This window comes from Mycobacterium sp. SA01 (assembly GCF_041287105.1).
Taxonomy (GTDB): domain Bacteria; phylum Actinomycetota; class Actinomycetes; order Mycobacteriales; family Mycobacteriaceae; genus Mycobacterium.
This window is the reverse complement of the sequence record NZ_JBGGNO010000022.1, coordinates 232,705-245,133: the sequence shown is the minus strand read 5'-3', so window position 1 is coordinate 245,133 and position 12,429 is coordinate 232,705. Positions and strand designations below refer to the sequence as shown.

Below are 12,429 nucleotides of genomic sequence, written 5' to 3'. Positions count from 1 at the left end.
GACGCGGGGCACTAGTGTTGTTGGCCGTGACCGACACATCGGAACTCCTGTACGGCCCGCTCGACAGCCAGCACCGCGAACTGGGCGCCACCTTCGCGCCGTTCGGCGGCTGGCTGATGCCGGTGTCCTACGCCGGCACGGTCGGTGAGCACACCGCCACCCGCGAGGCGGTCGGGCTCTTCGACGTCAGCCATCTGGGCAAAGCTCTGGTGGCCGGCCCGGGCGCGGCGGAGTTCATCAACTCCACGCTGACCAACGACCTCCGCCGGATCGGTCCGGGCAAGGCGCAGTACACCCTGTGCTGCGCCCCCGAGGGCGGGGTGATCGACGACCTGATCGCCTACTACGTCAGCGACGACGAGATCTTCCTGGTGCCCAACGCCGCCAACACCGCTGCTGTCGTCGCAGCACTGCAAGCGGCTGCGCCAGAAGGTATTTCGATCACCGATCAGCACCGCTCGTATGCCGTGCTGGCCGTTCAGGGCCCGCGGTCCGCCGACGTGCTCGCCGCGCTGGGGCTGCCCGCCGACATGGACTACATGGGCTACGCCGACGCCACGTACTCCGGTGTGCCGGTACGGGTATGCCGCACCGGATACACCGGTGAGCACGGGTATGAGCTGTTGCCGCCGTGGGACTCCGCACCCGTGGTGTTCGACGCGCTCGTCGCCGAAGTGCAGTCCGCAGGCGGACAACTCGCCGGCCTGGGTGCCCGCGACACCCTGCGCACCGAGATGGGTTACCCGCTGCACGGACACGAGCTGTCACTGGACATTTCGCCGCTGCAGGCCCGCTGCGGCTGGGCGATCGGCTGGAAGAAGGACGCGTTCTTCGGCCGCGACGCCCTGCTGGCCGAGAAGGCGGCCGGCCCGCGCCGGCTGCTTCGCGGCCTGCGGGCCACCGGCCGCGGCGTGCTGCGTCCGGACCTGACCGTGTTGAACGGCGCACTGCCGGTGGGGGTCACCACCTCGGGCACGTTCTCGCCGTCGCTGAAAGTCGGTATCGCCCTTGCCCTCATCGACACCGACGCCGGGATCGAGGATGGCGCGCTGGTCACTGTCGACGTGCGCGGGCGTCCCCTGGAGTGCGAAGTGGTCAAACCGCCGTTCGTTGAGGTCAAAACTCGCTAGCGGCCCCGGTCTACAATCGCCGTATGACCAACGGCCCCCTCGAGTTCACGGTTGAGCACAACGCGAATCCGGCGACCGACGAGGTACGGGCTCAGATTCTGGCCGACCCCGGCTTCGGGCGATTCCACACCGACCACATGGTGTCGGTGCTCTACACCGACGAACTGGGTTGGCACGACGCCCGCGTGGTGCCGTACGGCCCGATCGAACTCGACCCGTCGGCCATCGTCCTGCACTACGCGCAGGAGATCTTCGAAGGGCTCAAGGCCTACCGGTGGGCGGACGGCTCGATCGTGTCGTTCCGTCCCGAGGCCAACGCCGCGCGGTTGCGCGCCTCCGCTCGCCGGCTCGCCATCCCGGAGCTGCCCGAGGAGCTGTTCGTCGAATCGCTGCGCCAGCTGATCGCCGTCGACAACCAATGGGTGCCGCCCGCCGGTGGCGAGGCGTCGCTCTATCTGCGGCCGTTCGTGATCGCGACCGAACCCGGCTTGGGCGTGCGGCCGGCCTCCGAATATCGCTACCTGGTGATCGCCTCGCCGGCCGGCGCCTACTTCAAGGGCGGGATCAAACCGGTCAGCGTCTGGCTGTCCACCGAATACGTGCGGGCCAGCCCGGGCGGCACCGGCGCGGCGAAGTTCGGCGGCAACTACGCCGCCTCGCTGCTGGCGCAGGCCGAGGCCGCCGAGCACGGGTGCGATCAGGTGGTCTGGCTCGACGCGATCGAACGCCGCTACATCGAGGAGATGGGCGGGATGAACCTGTTCTTCGTCTTCGGCAGCGGCGGGTCGGCGCGGCTGGTCACCCCGGAACTGTCCGGCTCACTGCTGCCGGGCATCACGCGCGATTCGCTGCTGCAACTGGCCGGCGACGCCGGGTTCGCCGTCGAGGAACGCAAGATCGACGTCGAGGAGTGGCGCAAGGGCGTGGCCGCCGGCGAGATCACTGAGGTGTTCGCCTGCGGGACGGCTGCGGTGATCACCCCGGTCTCGCACGTCAAGTTCGGTGACGGCGAGTTCACCATCGCCGATGGACAGCCGGGCGAGGTGACGATGGCGTTGCGGGACACCCTGACCGGCATCCAGCGCGGCACCTTCGCCGACACGCACGGCTGGATGGCCCGGCTCAGCTAGGCCGATGTGCCTGCCGAGTCAGCTGCTCGGCAGCCTCCAGTTCCGCCTCGGTGACCTCAGCATTCGGTTCCAGCGGGTCGATCGGGTCGTTGATCGTCAGCGCACCGGTCTGCTCGTGCACCTCGCAGGTGTCGATTGGGATTGCGCGCACCGCGACCAACCCGGCCAACGTCGCGGAGACGTCGCGGCGGCGGTCTCCGTCGGCGGTCAGCTCATCGGCCAATTGATCGGGTGCGGACACGTGCAGCAATCGCGGCGTGGTCGCCAGGTCGTAGCGGAAAGCACGGATCATCGCCACGCACGCCGCCACCATCACCAGGGAAAAGGGCAGCGCGGTAGCGATCGACGCGGTCTGCAGCGCCGTGAGCGAGCCGGCTCCGCCGACCAGCAGCAGCACCGCGGCCGCCACGCCTTCGAGAGTGGCCCAGTACACCCGGGTCGGCTTCGGCGGATCCAGGTCCCCACCCGAGGACAGAATGTCGATGACCAGCGATCCCGAATCGGAGGAGGTGACGAAGAAGAACACGATCACTGCCACCGCGACCAGGCTGGTCACCACGCCCAGGGGCAGACCGTCCAGCAGCCGGAACAGCGACGTGTTGGTGTCCACCGAGCCGTCGACGAGCATGTCGCCGTGGTTGCGCTGACGCAGGATCCCCGATTCACCGAAAATCGTGAACCACAGCGATCCGATCACAGTCGGGACCAGCAACACCGCCGCCACGAACTCCCGGATGGTGCGACCTCGGGATATCCGTGCGATGAACATGCCGACGAAGGGCGCCCAGCTGATCCACCAGCCCCAGTAGAAAATGGTCCAGTTCGACAACCACTTGCCGTCGGTGAACGGGCCCGTGCGCAACGCCAATTGCGGCAGTGACTGCACGTAGATGCCCATGTTCTGCACCCAGGCCTGCAGTAGGAACAGGGTGGGGCCGAGCAGCAACACGAACCCGGCCAGTGCTGCGGCCAGCGCCATGTTGATGTTGGACAACCATTTCAGCCCCTTGCTGACACCGCTGACCACCGATGCCGTGGCGATGGCCGTGATAGCGGCGATCATGGCCACGATCCACCAGTTGTTCACCGTGATCCAGCCCAGATACTCCAAGCCGGCGGCGATCTGGGTGATTCCGAAGCCCAACGAGGTTGCCACCCCGAACAGCGTGCCGACGACGGCGATGACGTCGACAGTGTGGCCGATCACCCCTTCGACACGGCGCCGTCCGATCAGCGGCTCCAACAGCCACCGCACCGACAGGGGGCGCCCGCGCCGATACGTCATGTACGCCATGCCCAGCCCGACGACCACGTAGATGGCCCAGGCGTGCAGCCCCCAGTGGAACAGCGTCAGCGCCATCGCCTGGTTGGCGGCGGCGTCGGTCGAGCCGTCAACACCGAGCGACGGCGGGGGGTCGACGTAGTGGGTGAGCGGCTCGGCTACCCCGTAGAACACCAGCCCGATGCCCATGCCGGCGCTGAACAACATCGCCAGCCACGCCCAGAAGCTGAACTCCGGCTTTTCGATGTCGCGGCCGAGCCGAATCGTCCCGACTCGGGACAACCCACAGTAGAGCGCGAATAGCACGAAGCCGGTGGTCACCAGGATGTACCACCAGCCGACGCTGCTGGTTATCGCGTCGTTGAGCCGGCCGAAGGCGTTGCTCGCCGTGGAGGCGTAGACGACGGCGAAGACGATCAGCCCGATGATCACCACCGACGCCGGGATGAACACCGGCAGGTGCATACTTCGCCACGCGGTTCTCAGTGGCCCCGGAGTCTCGGCTTCGGTGGTCTCGGGCATGGGCGAACTCACAGTGCCTCCCCAATGGTGTCGTCGTTTCGTGTGCCAGGAAGATCTGGTCGGATGGAGGGTCGTGTGCTGGTGACCCTACCTCGGCGCTAACTCAGGGCCGCCAGCAGAACCGCGGTCACGGTCGTCGTCAGCGCGACGACCGCGCCGAGGACATCGCCGGTGATCCCACCGAATCGGCGTACACAGTGCGCGACGAGCACTGCCGACGACGTCAACCCGGCCAACACGGCCACCGGGCCCGGCCACATCGCCGGAGTGATCGGGACCGCGGCGGCGAGAACCACCAGCGTCCAGACCACCACCACCGGCAGTGGCTGAGTGCCGGCCACCAGGCGGCCGAGAGTGCTGCCCTGCGCCGCCGGAATTCCGGTCCGGCAAGCCAGCACCACGGCGACTCGTCCAGCGGTGACCGCGACGGCCACCGCCAGCGCACCCCGCCAACCACCCGGACTGACCAGCACGGTGGTGAACGCGAATGCAGACAGGCCGATCGCCATCACCACGGCGGCGACGCCGAGAGGGCCCGCAGTCCCGTCCCGCATCACCTGAAGTGCCCGCTCAGGCGGTCCGTAGCAGCCGAGCGCGTCCACCGTGTCCGACAGCCCGTCGGCGTGCAGACCGCGAGTCAACAACAGCAGCGCCGCCACTGCCAGTAGGCCGGCCAACCCGTTGCCGGCGCCGAACACCGCCGTCGATGCCCAGCACACCCCGGCCGCTGTCACGCCCAGCGCCACGCCCACGACCGGCAACGCCGTCAACACACCACGGCCCGGTGCTGCCGTCAAGCCGGGCGACGGTGCCACGGTGGCGAAGGCGAAAGCGCCTGCCAGCGAACGGAACACGGTTCAGTCCGCGGCGCGATCGGAGACGCCGGCGTCGGAGAAGGTGGCCATCGAGGCCAGTGTTGCGACGGCCGCCCGCAGCAGCGGCAGGGCCACCGCCGCGCCGGTGCCCTCACCGAGGCGCAAACCGAGGTCGATGATCGGAATCAACTCCAGGTGGGCCAGCGCCAGCGTGTGCGCGGGCTCCGTCGACCGGTGTCCGGCCTGCCACCAGGCCCGCGCGCCGGGGGCCATCCGGTCGGCGACCAGAGCTGCCGCCGTCACCACGACGCCGTCGAGGAGCAGCGGTGTGCGTCGCACCGCGGCCTGCGCGCAGAAGCCGGCCATCGCCGCCAGATCCGCACCGCCACAGGTGCGCAGCAGCCCGACCGGGTCGGGCCGGAACTGGCGACCGCGGAACATGGCATCGCGCACCGCCGCGACTTTGCGAGCCCACGCGTCGTCGTCGATGCCGGTGCCGCGCCCCACCACCGCCACCGGCTCGGTGTCGGTCAGCGTGGCGATCAATGCTGTTGCGGCCGTGGTGTTTCCGATGCCCATGTCGCCCGCTATCAGCAGGTCGGCGCCGGCGTCCACCTCGTCGTCAGCGAGTCGGCGTCCCGCCTCAATGGCGGCCACCACCTGGTCGGCGCTCAGCGCATCCTCGACCGCGATGTTGCCGCTGGAGCGGCGGACCTTGTGCGCGCCGATCTCGCCGGTCAGCGGCTGCTCGCAGTCCACCGCGATATCGACGACCCGCACCGACGCGCCCGCCACTCCGGACAGTACGTTGATCGCCGCGCCGCCGGCATCGATGTTGGCCACCATCTGCGCGGTCACCTCCGGCGGATATGCCGACACCCCGGTCCGGGCGACGCCGTGGTCACCGGCGAACACCACCACCCGGGCTCGCTCGAATTGCCTAGGCGGACAAGCTCCTTGGCACGCGGACACCCAGACCGACAGATCCTCCAGGCGACCCAGCGCGCCCGTGGGTTTGGTGAGAATGTCCTGGCGACGCTTGGCCGCCGCGGCGGCACGGGAATCTGGCGGGGAGACCGCGGGGAAATCCATCAGCTCAACGCTTTCGTCGGTTTGACCCAGACCGGCAATCCCGCAACCACCAGGACCACCTGGTCACAGCACAGGGCGAGTCGTTGATTGAGTGTGCCGAGTTCGTCTGTGAAGCGCCTGCCAGAAGCAGTCGCCGCCACCACGGTCAACCCGACCTCGGGGCTGACCAATGCCAGCCGCCCGGTGAACGTCTCGACCGCGCCGACGAGCTCGTCGACGTCGGGTGTCACCGATCCGCCGTCCCAGCCGCGGCGATCGAACGTGGCGGTCAGCCAGCCGCCCAGATCGTCGACCAGGGTGGCCGTGCCCGGGCCGTCGCGCAAAACGGCTGCCACATCGGCGGTTTCGACGGTGCGCCAGGAATCCGGCCGACGCTCGCGGTGCGCAGCCACCCGGCGCGCCCAGGACGGGTCGGAATCGGCGGCCGCACCGGTGGCGACGTAGCGGACCTCGGATTCGTCGGCCAGCGCCGTCTCGGCCCAGCGTGACTTGCCCGACCGGATTCCGCCGAGCACCAGAGTGCGCACCGCCTGGCGGGACTCAGACAACCTTGGCGCCGCGCTCGACCTGCGGTCGCGGCGCGCGCATACGGCGGATCTGGGAAGCCCGGCCCGCGGCGTACATCCCGAGCTTGAAGGCGCCTTCGTCGTTGTCCGGGAACTTCGCGTCGACGGCCTTCTTCACCTTGCGGCCCAACAGGATTCCGTCGATCGCCATGACCGCCATCAAGACCAGCATCGCGGGGGAGATGAACAGCTGGACCTGCGGCACCGCCAGCATCACGAAGATCAAGCCCAGCGCGGACGGCATGAACAGCCCCAGCACATTGCGACGGGCGTCGACGATGTCGCGCGCGTACCGGCGCACCGGTCCCTGGTCGCGGGCCAGCAGGTAAGCCTCGTCGCCGGCCATCATCCGCTCACGGCGATCGTTCATCGCCGTGCGGCGCTGATCCTTCTCGGCGCGACGCTCCTCTTTGGTGAGGGTGGCGCGCATCTCCTTGCGGCGCTTGCGCGCCTCGGCGGAGGTCATCGGTGCGGGGGCGACCGGCCCGCGGCGCTTGGCCGTGGCACTGCGCTTCGGGGTCGGCTTGCCCTTGGGCGCGGTGGTGCCGGCCACCGCGGCAGACTCATCGACCTCGACCGGTTCGGCCTTGGCGGCACCTTCGTCGTTCTTGCGGCCCAGCAGCTTCACGTCTGCCAGGTTACCCTGCACGAATGCGGGTGCTGATCGCGCCGGACTGCTACGGCGACAGCCTGACCGCCGTCGAAGCCGCCCAGTCCATCGCGGCCGGCTGGCGTGACGCCAGGCCCTCCGACGAACTCGTCCTGGCGCCGCAATCCGACGGCGGCCCCGGCTTCGTCGGCGTGCTGGCCGGGAGGCTCGGCGAGGTTCGTCACACCCGGGTGGCCGGGCCGCTGGATGAGGACGTCGACGCCGAATGGGTCGACGACCGCGCCGCGTCGGCCGCCTACATCGAATGCGCCCAGGCCTGCGGCCTGACGCTGCTTCCCGGTCCGCCCACGCCGGACAGTGCGGTCGCCGCCCACAGCAGCGGAGTCGGCCAGCTGATCGACGCCGCGCTGCAGGCCGGCGCCCGCACGATCATCGTCGGCCTGGGCGGCAGCTCCTGCACCGATGGCGGCCGCGGAATGATCGAGGCGCTCGGCGGCCCGGAACAGGCCAGGGTCAAGCTGGCACAGGTCGATCTGATCGCCGCCACGGACGTGGAACACCCGCTGCTGGGCCCGATGGGGGCCGCGCGGGTTTTCGGCCCCCAGAAAGGCGCCGATCCGGACACCGTGGAGATGCTCGAGCAGCGGATGACGGCGTGGGCTGTCACGCTCGATGCGCTGGCAGGGATGACGATCAGCCCACTGCCCGGCGCGGGCGCGGCCGGGGGACTGGGGGCCGCGCTGCTGGCCCTGGGCGCACGCCGCGAATCCGGAGCGGCCGTCATCGCCGAGCACACCGGGCTGGCCGCCGACGTCGCGGCCGCCGACGTGATCGTCACCGGGGAAGGCCGCTTCGACGACCAATCGCTGCACGGCAAGGTGGTCAGCGCACTCGCCGGCGGCGCGCGGACCCGCGGTGTTCCGGTGATCGTGCTGGCCGGCCAGGTCACCCTGCCGCCCGCGGAGTTGACCGCGGCGGGAATCACCGCGGCGCACGCGATCGCCGACTACGCCGGGTCGGTGCAGGTCGCCATCGACGACGCCGCCGCTCAGCTCACCGGCCTGGCCCGCCGGACCGCCGCCGACCTGGTCGGCTGAGGACGAGCCCATCGACTCGGGAATAGCGCCCGGACAAGGTACCGTTGACGAAGTGGGTAAAGCCCGCAAAGACATCTGCTTGTAGGGAGACGCAATGACTGTTTCCGATCAGTCGACCGAAACCACGACCGAGACCCACGGCGCGATTCTGACCGAGGCCGCGGCCGCCAAGGCCAAGTCGCTGCTGGACCAGGAAGGCCGCGACGACCTGGCGCTGCGGATCGCCGTTCAGCCCGGTGGCTGCGCCGGCCTGCGCTACAACCTGTTCTTCGACGATCGCACCCTCGACGGTGACCTGGTCAGCGAGTTCGGCGGGGTCAATCTGACCGTCGACCGGATGAGCGCGCCGTACATCCAGGGCGCGACGATCGACTTCGTCGACACCATCGAGAAGCAGGGCTTCACGATCGACAACCCGAACGCCACCGGCTCCTGCGCCTGCGGCGATTCGTTCAACTAACCAAGCTTCAACCGCAACGGCCGTCCAGTCTCAGTACTGGGCGGCCGTTCGCAATAGATACGAGCACACCAGCAGCTGGTTGCCCTGGCGGAGCAGCTGAGCCACGCCTTGTTCCTCGCCGCGGTTGCCGCGGCTACCGGAGGACGCCACCTTCATGGTGAACAACACCTGCGCCTGATAGTTCGACCACGGGACGATCGAATCGATCGAGGTCACCTCGGCGCCGGCGAACTGCCTGCGAAACGCGTCGCTGGCCAGCTTGGCCAGCGCCAGGTCGGATTTGCGGTCCTTCACCCCGTCGTACATGCCGCACAGGTTGTTGCGCGCGATGGTCTCGGTGTCGCCCTTGGACAGCGCGGTCAGGTAGCTCGATATCGACGACTTGGCTGCCGCCTCGCTGAACCCGCCCGCGGCCGTGGTGGACTCCCCGGTGCGGATCGTCAGGACCGCGGCCACCACGGCGGCCACGACGACCACGGTCAGCAAGCCCAGCCACAGCGCCGTCCGGCGCTTACGTGGCGCCGGCGGGTAGGCCACCGGCGGTGGAAGGGCGCCGGGGTAGACGCCGGGATAGGGCACCGGCGGGATCACGCCCGGCGGGCCGAACGGCTGCTCCGGGTACGGCTCGCCCTCGGCCCCGGCCTGCTGATGCGGCGGAATCGGGCCAGCCATCGATAAGTCTCCTGCGGTCGGTGGAGGCCAAAACTTCAAGCACCCGCCGCGGCGGGGCCGATGCCGGGCCATATAGTCGGCTCTTGTACGCAGGCTAGCGCACGGCCTCGGTGCTAGTCCCATTAGCGAATGAAGGGCGGACACAACGTGGCGATCGCGGTGACCGGATCCATTGCCACCGACCACCTGATGCGGTTTCCCGGGCGGTTCTCCGAACAACTCCTCGCCGAGCACCTGCAGAAGGTGTCGCTGAGCTTCCTGGTCGACGATCTGGTCGTCCACCGCGGCGGCGTCGCGGGAAACATGGCCTACGCGATGGGCCTGCTGGGCGGCAACCCGCTGCTGGTGGGTGCCGTCGGCTCGGACTTCGACGAGTACCGGCAGTGGCTGGAAGCCCACGGTGTGGACACCAGTGGCGTGCTGGTCTCGAAGACCGCCTACACCGCCCGGTTCGTCTGCACCACCGACGAGGACATGGCCCAGATCGCGTCGTTCTACCCGGGCGCAATGTCGGAAGCCCGTGACATCAAGCTCGCCGACCTCGTAGAGCGAAGCGGCGCACCGGAATTGGTGATCATCGGCGCCAACGATCCGGAGGCGATGTTCCTGCACACCGAAGAGTGCCGCGCGCTCGGTCTGGCGTTCGCCGCCGACCCCAGCCAGCAGTTGGCCCGGCTCTCCGGTGACGAGATCCGCCGGCTCATCGACGGCGCCACCTACCTGTTCACCAACGACTACGAGTGGGATCTGCTGCTGCAGAAGTCCGGCTGGTCCGAAGCCGAGGTGATGAACCAGATCCAGCTGCGCGTCACCACGCTCGGCCCCAACGGCGTCGACCTCGTCGGCCGCGACGGCACCTTCATCCACGTCGACGTCGTTCCCGAGACCCAGAAGGACGACCCGACCGGTATCGGCGACGCCTTCCGCGCCGGATTCCTCACCGGCCGCGGCGCCGGCTTGAGCCTGGAACGTGCCGCGCAACTCGCCTCGATGGTCGCCACACTGGTGCTGGAAGCGCCGGGCCCGCAGGAATGGACGTGGGATCGCGACGCCGCGATCGCGCGCATCAAGGGCGCCTATGGCCCGGAAGCCGCCGACGAGATCGCCGAGGCGCTGGGCTAGAGCTGCACCGGGTAGTGCGGTTCGCCGATCACCGGCACCACGCTCTGCTCGACGAAGATCGCGTGCCACAGCATGAAGATCAGCACCGTCCACAGCCGCCGGCTGTGATCGCCCTCGCCGGCGCGGTGCGCGTCGAGCATGGCGCGGACGGCCGTGCGGTCCACCAGATGATCGGCCTGCGAGGCCTCGATCATCCCGTACGCCCAGTCCATCAACTCACCGGAGCGCAACCAGTGCCGGATCGGTACCGGGAAGCCGAGTTTGGCGCGGTTGAGCACATGCGCGGGCACGATCGGCTCCAGCGCGCGGCGCAGCGCGTACTTGGTGGTGGTGCGGGTGATCTTCTGATCGAACGGCAGCCGGGAGGCGACCGCGAACACCTCGGGATCCAGGAACGGCACCCGCAGCTCCAGTGAGTTGGCCATCGTCATCTTGTCGGCCTTCACCAGAATGTCGCCGCGTAGCCAGGTGAACAGATCGATGTGCTGCATCCGGGCGACCGGATCCCAGGCGTGCGACTCGGCGTAGATGGGCGCGGTGACGTCGGTGTGCGTCCAGTCCGGGCGGAAGCCGGGCAGCACCGCGCGCAGCTGCTCGTCGGAGAAGCTGCGGGCGTTGCCGTAATACCGTTCTTCCAGCGTCAGCGAGCCCCGGTGCAGCAGGCTCTTGCCGCGCATACCGTCCGGAAGCGGCTTCGACGCCCGGCCCAGTGACTTGCGGACCGGCCGGGGAAGGTAGTCGAAAGGCTTGAGCGACAACGGTTCCCGGTAAATCGTGTAGCCGCCGAACAGTTCGTCGGCGCCCTCGCCGCTCAGCACCACCTTGACGTGCTTGCGCGCCTCGCGGGCGATGAAGAACAACGGCACCAACGCCGGATCGGCCACGGGTTCGTCGAGATACCAGACGATTTCGGGCAGCGCGGCCACGAACTCGGCCTGGCTGACCACCTTGGCCACGTGCCGCGCGCCGATCGCCTCGGCCGAGGCGACCGCGACGTCGACCTCGGAGAACCCTTCCCGCTCGAAGCCCGTGGTGAAGGTGATCAGGCGCGGGTTGTGCCGGATGGCCAGCGCGGCGATCGCGGTCGAGTCGATACCGCCGGACAGGAACGCCCCGACTGTCACGTCGGCGCGCATGTGCTTGGCCACCGAGTCCTCCAGGACCGCGGTGATCTCGTCGTAGCGGGCCTGCTCACCGCCTGCCGTGAACGCGGTCGAACTGAACCGCGGCACGAAGTAGCGGCTCACCCGCGGCTGCCCGCCGGGGCGGATGACCGCGTAACAGCCCGACTCGAGCCGGCGCACCCCGCGGTGCAGCGTCTCGGGCTCCGGGACGTACTGCAGCACCGTGTAGTGCTGCAGCGCGCGGACGTCCAGCCCGTCGTCGAATCCGATCTCCGCGGCCAGCCCGAGCAGACACTTCTTCTCGCTGGCGACTGCGGTGCCCGCCGACCCGGTCGCCATGAACAGCGGCTTGATCCCGAAGGGGTCGCGCGCGCAGAACAGCTCGCGGCTCTTGGTGTCCCACAGCGCGAACGCGAACATGCCGCGAAGCCGGCCGAGCGCCTCGGTGCCCCAGTGGTGGTACGCGGCCACGATCGCCTCGCCGTCACCGTCGGTGGCGAAGACGGCGCCGAATTCGGCGCTCAGCGCCTTACGCAGCTCGAGGTAGTTGTAGATCTCGCCGTTGAACACCAACACGTAGCGGTCGGGTTCTCCCGGCGGACCCCAGCGCAGCGGCTGATGGGAGTGCGCGATGTCGATGATCGAGAGCCGGTTGAAGCCCAGCACCACCTGATCATCGGACCACGTGCCCGGTTCGTCGGGCCCCCGGTGGCGCATCAGGTGCGACGCGCCCGCCACCGCCTCGACGCTTGCTTCGGTGACAGGGCTTGCAGGGTCCGTAACCAGGGCAAGCAGTCCACACACCGG

Annotated in this window: 12 protein-coding genes; 5 read left to right on the top strand and 7 right to left on the bottom strand. The window is 69.0% G+C overall.

What is annotated here, in order from left to right:
* Nucleotides 1-26: 26 nt before the first annotated feature.
* Nucleotides 27-1,130 carry a glycine cleavage system aminomethyltransferase GcvT gene (gene gcvT, locus AB4879_RS27300; RefSeq protein ID WP_370510066.1) on the top strand — a complete coding sequence of 368 codons (1,104 nt, stop codon included), beginning with the start codon at nucleotides 27-29 and terminating at the stop codon, nucleotides 1,128-1,130.
* Nucleotides 1,131-1,153: 23 nt separating this feature from the next.
* Nucleotides 1,154-2,260 carry a branched-chain amino acid aminotransferase gene (locus AB4879_RS27295; protein WP_102805474.1) on the top strand — a complete coding sequence of 369 codons (1,107 nt, stop codon included), beginning with the start codon at nucleotides 1,154-1,156 and terminating at the stop codon, nucleotides 2,258-2,260.
* Here AB4879_RS27295 and AB4879_RS27290 read toward each other — a convergent pair.
* From AB4879_RS27290 to AB4879_RS27270, 5 genes are all read right to left on the bottom strand, one after another.
* The gene (locus AB4879_RS27290; protein WP_370510244.1) at nucleotides 2,253-4,007 is read right to left on the bottom strand and encodes a BCCT family transporter; all 1,755 of its coding nucleotides are present in this window, start codon (nucleotides 4,005-4,007) and stop codon (nucleotides 2,253-2,255) included. The two genes, AB4879_RS27295 and AB4879_RS27290, sit on opposite strands and share 8 nt — an antisense overlap.
* A 155-nt stretch (nucleotides 4,008-4,162) precedes the next feature.
* The gene (locus AB4879_RS27285) at nucleotides 4,163-4,918 is read right to left on the bottom strand and encodes an adenosylcobinamide-GDP ribazoletransferase (RefSeq protein WP_370510065.1); all 756 of its coding nucleotides are present in this window, start codon (nucleotides 4,916-4,918) and stop codon (nucleotides 4,163-4,165) included.
* Nucleotides 4,919-4,921: 3 nt separating this feature from the next.
* Nucleotides 4,922-5,971 carry a nicotinate-nucleotide--dimethylbenzimidazole phosphoribosyltransferase gene (gene cobT / locus AB4879_RS27280; protein ID WP_370510064.1) on the bottom strand — a complete coding sequence of 350 codons (1,050 nt, stop codon included), beginning with the start codon at nucleotides 5,969-5,971 and terminating at the stop codon, nucleotides 4,922-4,924.
* Nucleotides 5,971-6,498 (bottom strand): bifunctional adenosylcobinamide kinase/adenosylcobinamide-phosphate guanylyltransferase, encoded by a 528-nt coding sequence (locus AB4879_RS27275; protein ID WP_370510243.1) that lies wholly within the window; start codon nucleotides 6,496-6,498, stop codon nucleotides 5,971-5,973. The genes cobT and AB4879_RS27275 overlap by 1 nt, the downstream gene beginning before the upstream one ends.
* 13 nt (nucleotides 6,499-6,511) lie before the next feature.
* Nucleotides 6,512-7,165 (bottom strand): DUF3043 domain-containing protein, encoded by a 654-nt coding sequence (locus AB4879_RS27270; RefSeq protein WP_199189753.1) that lies wholly within the window; start codon nucleotides 7,163-7,165, stop codon nucleotides 6,512-6,514.
* Between the two features lie 23 nt (nucleotides 7,166-7,188).
* Between AB4879_RS27270 and AB4879_RS27265 the strand changes: the two genes are divergently transcribed.
* Together AB4879_RS27265 and AB4879_RS27260 are read left to right on the top strand one after the other, a co-directional pair.
* Nucleotides 7,189-8,244, top strand: coding sequence for a glycerate kinase (locus AB4879_RS27265; RefSeq protein WP_370510063.1), 1,056 nt, complete (start codon nucleotides 7,189-7,191; stop codon nucleotides 8,242-8,244).
* A gap of 94 nt (nucleotides 8,245-8,338) precedes the next feature.
* Entirely contained in the window at nucleotides 8,339-8,704 is a 366-nt protein-coding gene (locus AB4879_RS27260; RefSeq protein ID WP_102805467.1) for an iron-sulfur cluster assembly accessory protein, read from the top strand.
* Nucleotides 8,705-8,734: 30 nt separating this feature from the next.
* Here the strand turns inward: AB4879_RS27260 and AB4879_RS27255 are convergent, their stop codons facing one another.
* Nucleotides 8,735-9,376 (bottom strand): hypothetical protein, encoded by a 642-nt coding sequence (locus AB4879_RS27255; protein WP_370510062.1) that lies wholly within the window; start codon nucleotides 9,374-9,376, stop codon nucleotides 8,735-8,737.
* Nucleotides 9,377-9,523: 147 nt separating this feature from the next.
* Here AB4879_RS27255 and AB4879_RS27250 point away from each other — a divergent pair, with 147 nt between their 5' ends.
* On the top strand, nucleotides 9,524-10,498 hold the full coding sequence (locus tag AB4879_RS27250; protein ID WP_370510242.1) for a carbohydrate kinase family protein: 975 nt from the start codon (nucleotides 9,524-9,526) through the stop codon (nucleotides 10,496-10,498).
* On the opposite strand, the gene asnB is transcribed toward AB4879_RS27250, so the two are convergent.
* Nucleotides 10,495-12,426 (bottom strand): asparagine synthase (glutamine-hydrolyzing), encoded by a 1,932-nt coding sequence (asnB, locus tag AB4879_RS27245; protein ID WP_370510061.1) that lies wholly within the window; start codon nucleotides 12,424-12,426, stop codon nucleotides 10,495-10,497. The genes AB4879_RS27250 and asnB overlap by 4 nt on opposite strands.
* Nucleotides 12,427-12,429 lie beyond the last annotated feature (3 nt).